14 protein-coding genes are annotated in these 15,068 nt (G+C 59.8%); 10 read left to right on the top strand and 4 right to left on the bottom strand.

The features are described 5' to 3' along the window. Positions 1–139: 139 nt before the first annotated feature. The 4 genes from BG455_RS13170 (at position 140) to glmM (ending at position 4,451) form a co-directional block, all read left to right on the top strand. The gene (locus BG455_RS13170) at positions 140–1,033 is read left to right on the top strand and encodes a cell wall hydrolase (protein ID WP_245735550.1); all 894 of its coding nucleotides are present in this window, start codon (positions 140–142) and stop codon (positions 1,031–1,033) included. 102 nt (positions 1,034–1,135) lie between these two features. Then, positions 1,136–2,056: a dihydroneopterin aldolase gene (locus tag BG455_RS13165; RefSeq protein WP_071470440.1), complete on the top strand. Its 921-nt coding sequence runs from the start codon at positions 1,136–1,138 to the stop codon at positions 2,054–2,056. A 38-nt stretch (positions 2,057–2,094) separates the two neighbouring features. Continuing rightward, the gene (folP, locus tag BG455_RS13160; RefSeq protein ID WP_084386398.1) at positions 2,095–3,111 is read left to right on the top strand and encodes a dihydropteroate synthase; all 1,017 of its coding nucleotides are present in this window, start codon (positions 2,095–2,097) and stop codon (positions 3,109–3,111) included. Then, positions 3,108–4,451, top strand: coding sequence for a phosphoglucosamine mutase (gene glmM, locus BG455_RS13155; RefSeq protein ID WP_071470439.1), 1,344 nt, complete (start codon positions 3,108–3,110; stop codon positions 4,449–4,451). Before folP ends, glmM begins: the two co-directional genes overlap by 4 nt. A 22-nt stretch (positions 4,452–4,473) precedes the next feature. Here glmM and BG455_RS13150 read toward each other — a convergent pair whose 3' ends face one another. After that, on the bottom strand, positions 4,474–4,965 hold the full coding sequence (locus BG455_RS13150) for an ureidoglycolate lyase (RefSeq protein ID WP_071470438.1): 492 nt from the start codon (positions 4,963–4,965) through the stop codon (positions 4,474–4,476). Between the two features lie 61 nt (positions 4,966–5,026). Next, the gene (gene puuE, locus BG455_RS13145; RefSeq protein WP_071470437.1) at positions 5,027–6,442 is read right to left on the bottom strand and encodes an allantoinase PuuE; all 1,416 of its coding nucleotides are present in this window, start codon (positions 6,440–6,442) and stop codon (positions 5,027–5,029) included. 163 nt (positions 6,443–6,605) lie between these two features. Here puuE and uraH point away from each other — a divergent pair, with 163 nt between their 5' ends. Next, on the top strand, positions 6,606–6,962 hold the full coding sequence (gene uraH, locus BG455_RS13140; protein WP_071470436.1) for a hydroxyisourate hydrolase: 357 nt from the start codon (positions 6,606–6,608) through the stop codon (positions 6,960–6,962). Here the strand turns inward: uraH and BG455_RS13135 are convergent. Further along, positions 6,947–7,882, bottom strand: coding sequence for a LysR family transcriptional regulator (locus tag BG455_RS13135; RefSeq protein ID WP_071470608.1), 936 nt, complete (start codon positions 7,880–7,882; stop codon positions 6,947–6,949). The two genes, uraH and BG455_RS13135, sit on opposite strands and share 16 nt — an antisense overlap. A gap of 106 nt (positions 7,883–7,988) precedes the next feature. Between BG455_RS13135 and BG455_RS13130 the strand changes: the two genes are divergently transcribed. Further along, on the top strand, positions 7,989–9,218 hold the full coding sequence (locus tag BG455_RS13130) for a urate hydroxylase PuuD (protein ID WP_071470435.1): 1,230 nt from the start codon (positions 7,989–7,991) through the stop codon (positions 9,216–9,218). Positions 9,219–9,344: 126 nt separating this feature from the next. Here BG455_RS13130 and BG455_RS13125 read toward each other — a convergent pair whose 3' ends face one another. Beyond that, the gene (locus tag BG455_RS13125) at positions 9,345–10,943 is read right to left on the bottom strand and encodes a phosphoenolpyruvate carboxykinase (RefSeq protein WP_071470607.1); all 1,599 of its coding nucleotides are present in this window, start codon (positions 10,941–10,943) and stop codon (positions 9,345–9,347) included. A 348-nt stretch (positions 10,944–11,291) separates the two neighbouring features. Between BG455_RS13125 and BG455_RS13120 the strand changes: the two genes are divergently transcribed. Genes BG455_RS13120 through rapZ form a run of 4 tightly spaced genes read left to right on the top strand, consistent with a single transcriptional unit; the run spans position 11,292 to position 15,066 of the window. Continuing rightward, on the top strand, positions 11,292–11,990 hold the full coding sequence (locus BG455_RS13120) for a response regulator transcription factor (RefSeq protein ID WP_071470434.1): 699 nt from the start codon (positions 11,292–11,294) through the stop codon (positions 11,988–11,990). A gap of 46 nt (positions 11,991–12,036) precedes the next feature. Then, positions 12,037–13,701, top strand: coding sequence for a sensor histidine kinase (locus tag BG455_RS13115; RefSeq protein WP_071470433.1), 1,665 nt, complete (start codon positions 12,037–12,039; stop codon positions 13,699–13,701). Beyond that, positions 13,698–14,180: an HPr kinase/phosphorylase gene (locus BG455_RS13110; protein ID WP_245735549.1), complete on the top strand. Its 483-nt coding sequence runs from the start codon at positions 13,698–13,700 to the stop codon at positions 14,178–14,180. Before BG455_RS13115 ends, BG455_RS13110 begins: the two co-directional genes overlap by 4 nt. Then, entirely contained in the window at positions 14,158–15,066 is a 909-nt protein-coding gene (gene rapZ / locus BG455_RS13105; RefSeq protein ID WP_071470432.1) for an RNase adapter RapZ, read from the top strand. Before BG455_RS13110 ends, rapZ begins: the two co-directional genes overlap by 23 nt. Positions 15,067–15,068: the final 2 nt, after the last annotated feature.

The following is a 15,068-nucleotide window of genomic DNA, read 5'->3' as shown; positions in this document are numbered from 1 at the left end:
TTTTAGTGAAACTTTGGTGCTGACGCGGGAAAACCGTATTCCAGAGAAAGGCGCGCGTGTGGCGACCTCTCGGTTTGTGGCAGGGCATCTTCGCTATTCGCGTGTCATGGTGTTTTCTATATGTGTTCTCGGCGCTTTGATGGCACCGCTCAGTGTCGGCTCGCGGGTGCAGGATGCGACACTTAATGAAGACATGCGCGCAAAACTGGTCATGGCTTCGGTTCAGCAGTCGAACCCCAGTCTTCGCAATGTGGTGATGACAGATATAGGCGCACCGCATGCTCCGTCAGTGGCGCGCTTTGATGCGGATGTCTTGAAAATCTGGCCCATGCGGATGGTCACACCGCCTGTGCCAGAGGGGCAGGGAAATCTGGAGTATCAAGCGCCTGAAACCCCTGCTTTGTCTGCCGCTGTCACCACATCGCCCCGTCCGATGGCGCGCGACGACGCGGCGATGGCGGTGTTGACAAAGGTGGATGTCCGCCTGTCCACGCAGGGCGCAGGGATCGCAACCCCCCGTTTCAACAGAACATTTGCGCCCATGTCTTCAACGCGGCCCATGCTGCGGCCCGCCACGCTGGAGCGGCGTGTGGTGCAATACAATGACAGGTGGTTGCGCACCCTTGATCTGCGCCCCCTGAATGACGAAAAAGCCTGCCTTGCAACAGCAATCTATCACGAAGCGCGCGGCGAAAGCCTGCGGGGCCAGTTTGCTGTGGCGGAAGTTATCCTGAACAGGGTCGATTCGCGCAAATTCCCCAATTCCATTTGCGGTGTCGTCTATCAGGGTGTGCGCGCGGGCCGCATGGGGGGCTGCCAGTTCAGTTTCGCCTGTGATGGCAATTCCGAAGCGATGCCCAATCGCAAGGCCGCGTCGCGCGCGCAACGGATTGCACAGGTGATGGTTGAAGGCGGGCATCGCGGCCTGACGCAGGGCGCGCTGTATTTCCATACAACTGCCGTCAACCCGTCTTGGGCACACCGTTTCACACAAACCACACATATCGGCGCGCATCTGTTTTATCGCGGCTGACCTGGCATCCCATGTCGCTTCCTGCCCGCGTGGGGGCGGGATTGCGCGTTGTGTCGGGCGGTTCAGGCGTTACAAGGGGGCAACAGCGCTGAGAGAGACTGCATGACCTCTGATATTCGTTTGGCCTTCGCCCATCCCGAAGCGCGCGCGGAAGCGTCTGCGCCCGCAGACCCGCGCGACCGTATTTCGGTGCGCGATCATGTTGTGGCCGTCGAGATTGGCGCTTTTCAGGCAGAGCGTGGCCAGACCCAGCGCGTGCGCTTCAATGTCGTGGTGGAATTGCGTCCGCACCCCGCCCCGGTTGAAGATGATGTGGATCGCATCCTGTCCTATGACCGGATCACCGAAGCCATCACCGCTGAACTGGCCGCAGAACGTCTGAACCTGCTGGAAACACTGGCGGAACGCATTGCCGCGCGTGTTTTGCTGGAACCGCAGGCGATGCGCGCTTTTGTGCGGGTGGAAAAGCTGGATCGTGGCCCGGGCGCGCTTGGGGTCGAGATTGTGCGCAATCGCGCCGCGCAGCCCTTGCGTGCGCTGGACCCCAAAGGCGAAGAAACCACTGTGCACCCGTTGGTGGTGTATCTGGACAATAGCACGATTGACGCGCCCGATCTTTCCGCACGGCTGGATGCGCTTCTGGCGCGGGGCTTGCCGGTAATTCTGTGTGTCGGCATGCCGCCACAGGCTGTTGCGACAACGGGCCATCCGGCTGTGCAGCGGCGGATAAACCTGTTGGCGATTGAACAGAACGCGTGGCGACTGGCGGCTTTGGACCCGCGTTGCGTGGTTGTATCCAGCCGCACAGAGATTGATTGGGCCATGAAGCAGGGGCAGGTGATCGCATGGGCGCCGTCCAAGCTGATGCTCGATTCCACCGACAGCCCTGATGGCCCGGCGCAAGATGGTCTGGCGCTGGCGTTGTGGCTGGCCGAACATGTTGCCGCCGCGCAACTGCTGATGCCCGAAGGGCTAAGCGCGCCCCCCGGCAGCCATGTGCCGCAGGCCTATTTGCCGCGCTGAGGCTTGCGCGCCCTGCGCGCTTTGGGCAAACAGCTTGCATGAAATACCTGCTGCCGCTGTTGCGCCCCGCTGCCCTTGCATCGCCCGAAATGCCTGCCTTGCGCGGCCAGAAGGCGGTGCGTCTTGCTGCAATTGCCGAAATTAACCGCGATGGCGGCTGGGCCGAGCGCGCGTTTTGCCGCACGCAGGATGCGGGTTTGCTGGCAGAATTGCCCCCGCTATGCGGTCTGGACCTTGCGCGCCCGCGGATCATGGGCATTTTGAATGTCACCCCTGACAGTTTCTCGGATGGGGGCCAGTTCCACAGTTTCGAGCGCGCCTGCGCACAGGCACACCGCATGGTCGCGGAGGGGGCTGATATTCTGGATATCGGCGGCGAATCGACACGGCCCGGTGCACAAGAGGTGCCGGTCGCCGAAGAGATCGCGCGGACAGCGCCCTTGATCGCAGCCTTGCGCGCGGACGGGCTGCGCGTGCCCATCTCGATCGATACACGCAAGGCGCGGGTCGCGGCTGCGGCACTGGCCGCAGGTGCCGATTTGGTGAATGATGTTTCAGCCCTGACATGGGATCGTGATATGGGCCGCGTGGTCGCGGAAGCGGGCGTGCCCTTGTGCCTTATGCATGCCCAAGGCACCCCCCAGACCATGCAAAATGACCCTAAATACAACGATGTGCGGCTGGATGTGTATGATTGGCTTGCACAGGCTGTGACGCGCGCCGAGGCGGCGGGGATCGACCGCTCGAAGGTGATTGTCGATCCGGGCATCGGCTTTGGCAAGACGCTTGAGCATAATCTTGCACTGCTGCAATCTTTGGCGCTGCTGCACCAGTTGGGATGTGCTATCCTTCTCGGGGCATCGCGCAAGCGGTTTATCGGCACGCTTTGCGGGGTCGAGGTGGCGTCGCACAGGATGGCGGGATCGGTTGCTGCGGCTTTATTTGGAGCAGGGCAGGGTGCGCAAATACTGCGTGTGCATGACGTGATTGAAACAAGACAGGCGCTGGCTGTTGGGCAGGCGCTTGAAAAAACGGTAAATGGGGTGAAGGTATGACACGCAAGTTATTTGGCACGGACGGGGTTCGTGGCACAGCAAACAGTTTTCCGATGACAGCTGAAATGGCCCTGAAACTGGGCGCGGCGGCGGGCCGGCATTTCCGGCGCGACGGGTCCAACGGGCACCGCGTTGTGATCGGCAAGGATACCCGTCTGTCGGGCTACATGATCGAGACGGCGCTGACAGCGGGTCTGACCTCAACCGGGATGAATGTCTTGCTGCTGGGGCCAGTGCCGACACCGGCGGTGGGGTATCTGACCCGCTCCATGCGCGCCGACCTTGGGATCATGATTTCGGCCAGTCACAATGCGCATCAGGACAATGGCATCAAGTTTTTCGGCCCTGACGGGTTCAAACTGTCGGATGCAGATGAAGAAGCCATCGAGAAGATTACCGAAGGCAATATCACCCCTGCCCAACCCGCCAATATCGGGCGGGCCAAGCGCATTGAAGATGCAGGCGGGCGCTATGTCGAATATGCCAAAACCACGCTGATGCGCGGCACGCAGTTGAATGGCCTGCGCATTGTGCTGGATTGCGCCAATGGTGCGGCCCACCGCGTGGCCCCGCAATTGCTGTGGGAACTGGGCGCGGATGTGATCCCGATTGGCACCAGCCCGAATGGCCTGAATATCAACCTTGAATGCGGATCGACCCATCCGCGCACCTGTGCCGCCAAAGTGCTGGAGACGGGCGCGGATTTGGGCATCACACTGGATGGCGACGCGGACCGCGTGATCTTGATAGACGAGCGCGGCCAGATCGCGGATGGCGACCAGATCATGGCGCTGTTTGCCCGCCGCTGGGCCGAGGCGGACCGCCTGCATGAAGGCGTGCTTGTCGCCACTGTCATGTCCAATCTGGGGCTGGAGCAATTCTTGCAAGGCCGTGGCCTGCGGATGGAACGCACCGCCGTGGGCGACCGGCATGTGGTCGAGAGGATGCGTCAGGGGGGCTGGAATCTGGGTGGCGAGCAGTCGGGCCATATTGTGATGACCGATTACGCCACCACAGGGGATGGCATGATCGCAGCCTTGCAATTTCTGGCCGCCATGGTCGAGACGGACAAGCCCGCCTCGATGCTGACCCGCAGTTTCGAGCCTGTGCCGCAAATGCTGAAAAACCTGCGCTATGCGCCGGGGGTGGATTTGCTGTCCAAGACCGAAGTGCAAGCCGCTATTGAAGATGCACAACTGCGCCTGAACGGGCGGGGGCGTTTGCTGATCCGCAAATCCGGCACCGAACCGCTGGTGCGCGTCATGGCGGAATGCGATGATGAGGGTCTGCTCTCTGAAGTGGTGAACGGGATCATTGCCGAGATGGAAGCTGTGGCCTGACAAGGCCGCAGTCCAGCGCCGCTCACACCGGGTGATGCACCTGCCACGGGGCTGTGAACCAGTATTCCTGTAAATTCGGCGTATCCCCGATTCTGTCGATTACCGCGAAGCGGCCGGGGCTGGCCAGCGGGGTCAGAACCCCGTGCCAGATGTTGCGGTGGAAATTGATACCCTGCGCCCCGTTTGTGATAAAGGCCAGCGGGTTTGCCGGCGCATCGCCCAGATCATGGGCAACGATCACCAGAAATGGCTGTTCATGCATCGGGATAAAGGCCTGAGAGCCGTCAGGGTGCCGCTCGACCATGTCCAGCAAGTAGGGCAGGGCGCGCGGCTGCGCGTCAAAGATCGAGATGCCCGCGCGCCCATCAGGCCCGAAATCCAGCCGCGCGCGGTCATGAAACCGCCCGCAAAGCCCCTGATTGATCAGCTTGTCGGGTGTGCCTGCACCCTCCAACACATCCCCGAAGGGCGCAAAAGCGGCTTGCGTCAACGGGCTGGGGGTGAGGGTTTGCATCTGGTCTGGCTCCGGTTCTGGTGGCGGCGTGGGATTGAGTATTTTTAGCAAGAAAATACAATCAGGGCAGACACTCCTTCAGCCGCAATTCGGCGATGCGTTCGACCTGTCGGCAGGCCGTGGCGAATTCTGTTTCAGTGTCGTTGTGAAGGCGCGTCTGAAAGGCGGCAAGGATTGTGGCTTTGGTATTGTCGCGCACGGCGATGATAAAGGGAAAGCCGTGTTTTTTCACATAGGCCGTGTTGAGGCTTTGGAACTGCGCGCGCTCGGCATCGGTGAGCGCGTCCAACCCTGCGCTGGCCTGTTCCTGAGTCGAGTCAGCGGTCAGGCGTTTGGCGGCAGCGAGTTTGCCCGCAAGGTCCGGATGGGCGCGCAGAACTGCCATGCGTTCGTCGCTTTGTGCCGCACGGAATACGCGCGCCAGCGCATTGGCAAGGCCGGTCGCGCTGTCATGTGCTGGTCCCAACTCCAGCCCATGCGCGCGTTCTGCCACCCAAGCGGAATGTTCGTATATGCCACCAAAGCAGGCGACAAAGCGCGCGCGGTCCATCTGGCTGGGGCGTTCGCGGCGGGTATGGGGGTGGGTTGTGGCCCAGTGCTGCGCAATGTCGCGGCGGCGGGCAAACCACACCCCGTCATGCGCCATGGCATGGCCAAGAAAGCGCATCAGCCCCGCAATCTTGCCCGGGCGCCCGATCAGGCGGCAATGCAACCCGATGGACAGCATCTTGGGCGCGCCAGCGGCCCCTTCGGCATAAAGCACATCGAATGCGTCCCGAAGGTAGCTTTCAAACTCCGCACCCGTCGTCCAGCCGGGGGATGTGGCGAAGCGCATATCATTGGCTTCCAGCGTGTAGGGCAGAATCAGCTGGTCGCGGTCCCCGAATTCCATCCAATGCGGCAGGTCATCGTCATAAGTGTCTGAAATCCAGTCGAACTGGCCTGTCTCGGCGGCAAGGCGGACAGTGTTGACCGAACAGCGCCCAGTGTACCAGCCGCGCGGGGCCTCTCCCACGACCTGCGTATGCAGGCGCAGAGCCTCTTGGATCGCGGCGCGTTCTTCTTCCACGCTCATGTCGCGGTGCTCGACCCATTTCAGGCCGTGGCTGGCGATTTCCCAATCGGCGGCCTTCATGGCGGCCACTTGTTCCGGGTTGCGCGCCAATGCGGTTGCCACGCCGTAAATTGTTACCGGCAGATTGCGCGCGGTGAACAAGCGGTGCAGCCGCCAGAACCCTGCGCGTGCGCCGTAATCATAGATCGATTCCATGTTCCAGTGGCGCTGGCCGGGCCAGGGGGCTGCGCCCGGAATGTCCGACAGGAACCCTTCAGAGGCGGCGTCGCCATGCAGCAGGCAATTCTCGCCGCCTTCTTCATAATTCAACACCAGTGATATGGCGATGTTTGCGCCATTGGGCCATTTGGCTTGGGCGCCAGTGGCACCATAGCCGGTCAGGTTGCGGGGATAGCGTTGCACAAGAGCCTCCGGAGCGTTGCATGAACAGGTGATAAAGCACAAAAGCTGTCTCGACCTTCTGTCAATTTTTGAAAGACCTCAAGCCAAGGGCAGATGCAAGGGGCTGGCAAAACACTGCTTTGCGCTGCAAGATCGCGCGGACCGTAGTTTGAGGGAGATCACCATGGCCGGATTCCTGACCACCCATGTTCTGGACACAGCGCGCGGCTTGCCTGCGGCAGGGCTGAAGATCGCGCTGTACCGGCTGGACGGGGGCGCGCGAGAGGCGTTGGTCGAACGTGTAACCAATGCCGACGGGCGCACCGACACCCCGATTCTGCCCCAAGACGCCTTTGCCGCGGGCCAGTATGAGCTGGTCTTTTTTACAGGCGACTATCTGCGCGCCACGGGCCAGGCGGGGCCGGACCCGCTGTTTCTGGACGAGGTGCCGATCCGCTTTGGCATCAGCGACAAGACCAGCCATTACCATGTGCCGCTGTTGCTGTCGCCTTTCGGCTATTCTACCTATCGCGGAAGCTGAGCGCAGCGGGCCATCGCCTCTGCCAGCGCGGTTTTGATATGGGTGGCGATGAAATCGGTAAAGATCGTCACCTTCGGGTCGCGCAAATGCCGGTGCGGTGTCAGTGCCGCCAGCGTTACGGCCATGGGGGGCGTCGCGGTGGCAACAGGGACAAGCGTGCCTGCCAACAGATAGTCCACCACCTCGAATGCGGGCTTGAGGATGATCCCGCGCCCTGCAAGCGCCCAAGCGGTCAGCACATCGCCATCATCCGATTCGAAGGGGCCTGCAATCTTGAACCGCTGCGGGCCGTTGGCTGTCTGCAACCGCCATTGAAACTCGCGCGCGCCCGGAAAGCGTAGGTTCAGACAGTCATGGCGGTCGCGCACAAGGGCGTCGCCATCCGCAGGCATGCCGCGCCGCGCAATATAAGAGGGGGCAGCGCATAGAATGCGCGGACATTCCGCAATAACCCGCATTTTCAGCGCCGAATCCTCTAGCGGGCCAAGGTGAAAGGCCACATCCAGCCCTTCAGCGGTCACATCAATGCTGCGGTCGGACAGGCGCAAGCGCAGCTCGATCTGCGGGTTCTCATCCTTGAATACCGGCACATGCGGCGCAATCAACCGCCGCCCGATACCCAAGGGCGCGGCAACAAACAACATGCCGCGCGGCTGGGCTGTGGCGCGGGTCAGCGCGCCTTCGGCCTCGGACACGGCATCCAGTATCTTCACCGCGCCCTCATAGAAGAGCTGACCATTCGATGTCGGCTGAAGCGAGCGCGTGGTGCGGTTGAACAGCCGCACGCCCAGATGCTTTTCCAGCTCTGCCACCCGCGCGGACGCAACCGCAGGCGAGGTGCGCTGGTCGCGCGCCGCCGCCGACATGCTGCCCAATTCATAGACACGCACGAACATTCTGACATTGCTAAGATAGGCCATGATGATTTTCAGGATGATTTTGAAAGTGCTGGGTGTTTTCATGGATTAACAGAAACTGGCGCGCCGGTATAGGGTGACAGAACACGCGACAGGAAGGGTATCTCGAATGTTGGAACTGGCGGTCTGGGGCGCATGGGCGGAATTTGCTGTGCGCTGGGTGCATGTGATCACGGCCATCGCCTGGATCGGGGCCAGCTTTTACTTCATCGCGCTGGATCTGGGCCTGCGCAAATCCGCAGATCTGCCCAAGGGCGCCTATGGAGAGGAGTGGCAGGTCCATGGCGGTGGCTTTTACCATATCCAGAAATATCTGGTCGCCCCCAATCGCCTGCCAGAGCATCTGATCTGGCATAAATGGCAAAGCTATGCCACCTGGCTGTCGGGCTTCGCGCTGTTGGCGCTGGTCTATTACGTTGGCGCAGAGTTCTACCTGATCGACGCGGAAAAGATGGACCTTGCCGTGTGGCAGGCGATTGCGATTTCCATCGCGTCACTGGCCATAGGCTGGGTCATCTATGACGGCCTGTGCAAATCGCGCTTTGGCGAAGACAATACCCGCCTGATGGTGTTCTTGTTCGTGCTGCTGGTGATCATGTCCTGGGGCTATACCCAGGTTTTCACAGGGCGCGCGGCGCTGCTGCATCTGGGGGCATTCACTGCTACGATCATGTCGGGCAATGTCTTCATGGTCATCATTCCCAATCAGAAAATCGTGGTGGCCGATCTGCGCGCGGGCCGAACGCCTGATGCGAAATATGGGCGTATCGCCAAACAGCGCTCTACGCATAACAATTACCTGACCCTGCCTGTCATCTTCCTGATGCTGTCCAACCATTACCCGCTGGCTTTCGCATCCGAGTATAACTGGCTCATCGCAGGGTTGGTCTTTCTCATGGGCGTGACAATCCGGCATTTCTTCAACAGTCTGCATATGGGCCATGGCTATAAATGGTGGACATGGGGGGCCACGATCGCGCTGTTCATCGCCATCATCCTGCTCTCGACAGTGGGCAAGCCGGCCCGAGATGACGAAGACCTCGCCAGCCTGCCACCCTCTGTGGCGCGGTTTGCACAAGATCCCCAGTTTGAAGATATCTATTGGTCCGTTGTGGGGCATTGCTCCATGTGCCATGCCGAACAGCCCAATTGGCCGGGGCTGCATTGGGCACCCAAAGGGATCAAGCTGGAAACCGAAGCGCAGGTCGCGCGCGCCGCCCTCCCCATCTATCTGCAATCAGGGGCAAGCCATGCCATGCCCCCGGGCAGCACGGTCCTGATGGATGACCAGTCCCGCAAAGAAATTGCAGACTGGTACCGCAGGGTCACTGGATCATGACATTTTCTTGCTGAAAATACTCTGGGGGAGTGCCGCGCAGCGGCGCGGGGGCGAAGCCCCCCACAAGTGAAGTCTTGAAAGCCCCGCCCGATAGGGCGGGGCTTTCGCTATCAGGTCAGGGGCGTTTCAGCCGATGGCCGCGCGCTTGATCTCGTCATCGATGAAGGGGACATATTGGGCAAAGTTCTCGGCGAACATTGCCACCAGCTTGGCCGCCTGCCGGTCATAGGCATCTGCATCGGCCCATGTGCGGCGCGGGTCCAGCAATACATCTGCCACACCCGGCACCGAAACCGGCACATCAAAGCCGAAATTCGGATCGCGCCGGAATTCCACCCCCGAGAGGGACCCGTCCAGCGCAGCACTCAACAATGCGCGCGTGGCCTTGATCGGCATCCGGGAGCCAGTGCCATAGGCCCCGCCTGTCCAGCCGGTATTCACCAGCCAGCAATCCGCGCCAAACTGCGCGATCTTGTTTTGCAACAGTTTGCCGTAAACTTCCGGACGGCGCGGCATGAAGGGGGCACCAAAGCAGGTCGAGAATGTCGGCTGCGGCTCGGTCACGCCTTGTTCTGTGCCTGCCACTTTGGACGTAAAGCCCGACAGGAAATGATACATTGCCTGCGCAGGGGTCAACCGTGCGATGGGGGGCAGCACGCCAAACGCATCGCAGGTCAGCATGATGATGTTTTTCGGCACCCCCCCGAGAGAGGTGGCCGATGCGTTCGAGATCGCATCCAGCGGATAGGCAACCCGTGTATTGGCCGTCAGGCTGTCATCGGCAAAATCCAGTTCCAGCGTATCGGGGTCATAGACCATATTCTCGACCACACTGCCAAACCGGCTGGTGGTGGCATAGATTTCCGGCTCTGCTTCGGGGTCCAGATTGATGGTCTTGGCGTAGCAGCCGCCTTCAAAATTGAAGATGCCGGTATCAGACCAGCCATGCTCGTCATCCCCGATCAGGGTGCGGGCAGGGTCTGCGGAAAGGGTTGTCTTGCCAGTGCCCGACAGGCCGAAGAACACAGCCGAGTCGTCCACATCATTCAGCCCGTGATTGGCCGAGCAATGCATCGGCATGATGCCTTTTTCGGGCAGCAGGTAATTCAGCAGCGTGAAGACTGACTTCTTGTTTTCGCCCGCATAGGCCGTGTTGGCAATCAGGATCAGCTTTTTCGACAGGTTCAGCGCGATCACTGTTTCTGACCGGCAGCCATGGCGGGCGGGATCGGCCTTGAAGCTGGGGCAATTGATGATGGTGAATTCCGGCTCGAACTGCGCCAGTTCTTCGGCTGCGGGGCGGCGCAGCAGGTTGCGGATGAACAGCCCGTGCCATGCCAGTTCCGTCACCACGCGCACATCCAACCTGTGGGCAGGGTCCGCACCGCCATACAGGTCTTGAACAAACAGCTCCCGCCCCTTCACATGCTCCAGCATGTCAGCATACAGACGGTCAAAGGCGTCAGAACTCATGGGGGCGTTGTTTTCCCACCAGATCTTGTCCTCGACATCGGCCGTGCGCACGATGAATTTGTCTTTCGGAGAGCGCCCTGTATGTGTCCCGGTCGAGGCAAGCAACGCCCCGCCAAGGCCCAGACGCCCCTCGCCACGCTTCAGCGCGGCTTCTACAAGGGCCGGTTCCAACAGGTTGTAATGCACCTCAGAGGCATCAGTAACCCCCTGATGTTCAAGGCGTTTGTTCGGGTTGACTCTGGGTGTCGTCATTTTGATTGCTCCATGTGGCGCATGTTCCATGGTTCGAACCGGGTTGCGGACGGACGAATACACAGGGTGCGGCACGCAAGACCAGTCACCCGTCCACCGCCTATAACACTACGATTGTGGCAAAGCATAGGCTCGTTTGGGGCAGTTAGCGCAATCAACGTCGCGTTAGCGCAACATTCATAAATTTCTGACATACCAAGTGTTGCCAATTGGCAAGATGCTGTCCGAATCAGCAGCCGCTGGGCCGTTGTGGTGTTGTTTTTTGTTGCTTCTGTCGGGGGTTTGCGGGATTGTGTGGCAATATAATGGCAAAAATGCCGATTTGAGCAGTAAAATAGGGACATTCAAATGTCTAAAATAGCTTTGGTGGACGATGACCGGAACATTCTGACATCTGTTTCCATCTGCCTGGAGGCAGAAGGGTTCGATGTTGAAACGTATAATGATGGTCAGGCAGCCTTCGACGCGTTCAGCCGCAAAATGCCCGATATGGCCGTGCTTGACATGAAAATGCCGCGTATGGACGGGATGGAACTTCTGCAACGGGTGCGCCAGAAGTCACAGATGCCCATCATTTTCCTGACATCCAAAGATGACGAGATTGATGAGGTGCTGGGCCTGCGCATGGGGGCGGATGACTATGTCACCAAGCCGTTCTCGCAACGTCTGCTGGTGGAACGTATCCGCGCGCTGTTGCGGCGCAAGCAGGCGAACGAAGCCGGGCCCGAGGCTGCTGAGGAAGTCAAGATCATGGTGCGCGGCCAGCTGGAAATGGACCCGCTGCGCCATCAGGTCAAATGGCGGGGCGAGGATGTGACCTTGACAGTCACGGAATTTCTACTGCTTCAGGCGCTGGCACAGCGCCCCGGTGTCGTGAAATCACGCGACCAGTTGATGGATGTGGCCTATGAAGATCAGGTCTATGTCGACGACCGGACAATTGACAGTCATATCAAGCGGTTGCGTAAGAAAATGCGCAATGCTGACCCTGAATTTTCATCAATAGAAACACTTTACGGTATTGGTTACAAATATAACGAAGCCTGACAGAAGATCAGGCGTTATACCCCCATATAAGCAAGCGGGTGAGCTGGTGCAGACCGAGGCTACGGCAGCGAGAGCTGACATCCTTATCGGAGATGACTGGGTCGGGCCAGGGGATGCGGTTGAAACCGAGGTGCGCGCGTCGCGTGCCCGCCGCGGATTTCTAAGCATTTCCAGCTCGCCGCTTGCGCGCAAGATTGCCTTGTTCAATCTGGTTGCCTTGGTGGTGCTGATCCTTGGGATACTGTTCACCAACCCGTTTCGCGATTCCCTGCTGGAACAGCAGGCGCAAATGCTGGGCAGCACCGTCCAGATCGTGGCCGATATTGTCTCGGTCAGTGATGATCTGGAAGATACGCGCGACGCTTTGGCGGGCAAACTGTCTTATGACCAGCGCTTTGAACTGATCATCGTGAATGCCGAAGGCCAGATTGTTGGCCAGATGCGCGGCACGGAAAATTCCGGAACCACCCGATATTCTGAACGCGCCACCCCGATAAGTGACCTTTTGGGCGGAATTTGGTCGGCCATGTCGTTTCTGACACGGACAAATTCTGATCTGCCTGCCGAAGACGCCTTTGCCCAGATTGCCCAGAAAATGTTTGAGAAGAACCAGACTGGCGAGCGGGCAAGTTTCACCTATCGGGATGGCGGCGATGGCATGTGGATCGCGGCCAGTGCACCTGTGATGCGTGGCTCCGATGTTCGCGGCGCGGTGTTTTTGCGACGTAGTTCTGATGACACTGCGCATATGATGCGGATCGAGCGCGAACAGGTTTTGCAGTTCTTTTTGATCGCGGTTTTGGTGTCGATCGGCCTAAGCCTTGTTCTTGCATCGACAATTGCCAACCCGCTTGCCGATCTGGCGATGGCGGCGGAACTGGGCAAGCGGCGCGATGCGCGCAAAAATGCGCCCGGTGCGCGCGTGCGCATTCCTGATCTGTCGGGCAGGCCGGATGAGATTGGCGATCTGTCGCGCGCGATGCGCGGCATTGTGAATGCCCTTTATGACCGGGTCGAGGCGAATGAAAGATTCGCGGCCGATGTCTCGCATGAGATCAAGAACCCGCTGGCCTCGCTGCGGTCTGCGGTGGGCAGCCTGCGGATGGCGAAACGCGAGGACCAGATCATCCGCCTGCTGGATGTGATTGAACATGATGTCCGCAGGCTGGATCGTCTGGTGTCTGACACATCCAATGCCTCGCGGCTGGATTCCGAACTGGTCAAGGAAGAACAGGAAGAATTCGATGTGATCAAACTGCTCGATAACCTGTGCGAGCATCTGTCACATGAGGCCCGCGAAAAAGGGGTCGAGTTTATCAAGATCCTGCCAGACGCGCCTGTGCGGGTCACTGGGCTGGAAGGGCGGTTGGCGCAGGTTATTGTCAATCTTATCACCAATGCGATTTCGTTTTGCGGGGATGGCGATGCAGTTCGCGTCTGGGCGCGCCAACGCAATGACCGCATCTTGATCGTGGTTGAAGATACGGGGCCGGGTATTCCTGAAAACGCCCTGAAAAAAGTGTTCCAAAGGTTCTATTCCGAGCGCCCGCCACAACAATTCGGCAACCACTCGGGTCTTGGCTTGGCGATATCAAAACAAATCATAGAGGCGCATCAGGGCGTGATCTGGGCAGAGAATATCCGCGCGGCGGACGCCCCGCCAGACAGCCCGTCACTGGGGGCGCGGTTTGTGGTGGGTCTGCCATTGTGACGCGGGTTATATCGGCAGATCGGGTTCATGGCTCTGCTGTCGCGTTTGAAACAGGGGGCGGGGTCGCGGGGGTGCTGATCCTTGGCCAGTCCGGTACCGGCAAGTCAGAACTGGCACTGGAGCTGATGGCCATCGGCGCGGTCCTGATCGCGGATGACCAGACCCTTTTACAGCGCGATGGTGCCAAGATCATACTGCGCGCGCCCCCCCCTATTCGTGGATTGATCGAAATGCGGGGCTTGGGCATATTGCAGGCCCAAACGCTGGACTGCGCGCCGCTGGCGGTTGTGGTGGACCTTGACACGCCAGAGACGCAGCGCTTGCCCGACCCTGCATTTGCACAGGTGCTTGGGCTGCGCGTGCCGTGCCTTCGCAACTGCGCGAGCAAGGCTTTTCCTGCGGGGCTGAAGCAATATATGCTGTCATCTGCGATAAAAGACAGGCAAAACAGCCGTGATGGAAAACCCGTGCCCCCCTGATCAAACTGCCACGCGGCTGGTCTTGCTGACTGGTCCGTCCGGGGCAGGGCGCAGCACAGCCCTGAAAGCGTTGGAAGATATAGGGTTCGAGGGGATCGACAATATGCCGATTTCGCTGGTGCGCCCTCTGATGGCCGCGCCGCTGGACCGCCCTTTGGCCCTTGTGCTGGACCCGCGCAACCGCGATTTTTCTGTAGATGCGCTGCTGGCGCTGGTGGCGGACCTTGCGGAGCTTGCGCGGGTCAATTTTGATCTGGTGTTTCTGGACTGTTCGATCCAGACGCTGAGTCAACGGTTTTCAGAAACGCGCCGCCGCCACCCGCTTAGCCCAGACGGAGCTGTGCGCGACGGGATCGAGCTTGAGGCGCGCTTGTTCAAGCCGGTTCGGCTGCGGGCAGATGTCCTGATCGAAACCGATGCCATGACCCCGCATGATCTGCGGGCGCAGGTGCACAGGTTGTTCGGCGACAGCGCGGGCCAGTCGATGCGCGTGCAGGTCGAATCATTTTCGTATAAACGGGGCATTCCGGCGGGGGTTGATCTGGTGTTTGATTGCCGCTTTCTGAATAATCCGCATTGGGAACCGCCCTTGCGCGGGCTGGATGGGCGCGACGCGCGCGTGGCCAGCTTTGTGTTTAATGATCCGCGCTTTGATGGATTCTATCGCCGTGTTCACGAATTGGTTGAAAGTTTGCTGCCGGAATACGCGCAAGAGGGGAAAACGCAGCTGACAATCGGCTTTGGTTGCACGGGGGGGCAACACAGATCGGTGGCAACTGTCGAAAAACTGGCAAATACGCTTGCGCAGGCGCGGTGGCAGGTGTCTAAACGACACAGGGAACTTGAACGTATCGCGGCGCAGGTCGTGATTGCAGGAAACGAATAAGG

The sequence above is a fragment of the Roseinatronobacter thiooxidans genome, from assembly GCF_001870675.1.
GTDB classification, from domain to species: Bacteria; Pseudomonadota; Alphaproteobacteria; order Rhodobacterales; family Rhodobacteraceae; genus Roseinatronobacter; species Roseinatronobacter thiooxidans.
Note: the sequence above shows the minus strand (reverse complement) of the source record. Positions and strands in the feature narration are given on the sequence as shown.

Coding starts and splice junctions, on each gene's coding strand:
- BG455_RS13170 (WP_245735550.1), top strand. CDS start 140: ATGGCACCGCTCAGTGTCGGCTCGCGGGTGCAGGATGCGACACTTAAT.
- BG455_RS13165 (WP_071470440.1), top strand. CDS start 1,136: ATGACCTCTGATATTCGTTTGGCCTTCGCCCATCCCGAAGCGCGCGCG.
- folP (WP_084386398.1), top strand. CDS start 2,095: ATGAAATACCTGCTGCCGCTGTTGCGCCCCGCTGCCCTTGCATCGCCC.
- glmM (WP_071470439.1), top strand. CDS start 3,108: ATGACACGCAAGTTATTTGGCACGGACGGGGTTCGTGGCACAGCAAAC.
- BG455_RS13150 (WP_071470438.1), bottom strand. CDS start 4,965: ATGCAAACCCTCACCCCCAGCCCGTTGACGCAAGCCGCTTTTGCGCCC.
- uraH (WP_071470436.1), top strand. CDS start 6,606: ATGGCCGGATTCCTGACCACCCATGTTCTGGACACAGCGCGCGGCTTG.
- BG455_RS13135 (WP_071470608.1), bottom strand. CDS start 7,882: ATGGCCTATCTTAGCAATGTCAGAATGTTCGTGCGTGTCTATGAATTG.
- BG455_RS13130 (WP_071470435.1), top strand. CDS start 7,989: ATGTTGGAACTGGCGGTCTGGGGCGCATGGGCGGAATTTGCTGTGCGC.
- BG455_RS13125 (WP_071470607.1), bottom strand. CDS start 10,943: ATGACGACACCCAGAGTCAACCCGAACAAACGCCTTGAACATCAGGGG.
- BG455_RS13120 (WP_071470434.1), top strand. CDS start 11,292: ATGTCTAAAATAGCTTTGGTGGACGATGACCGGAACATTCTGACATCT.
- rapZ (WP_071470432.1), top strand. CDS start 14,158: ATGGAAAACCCGTGCCCCCCTGATCAAACTGCCACGCGGCTGGTCTTG.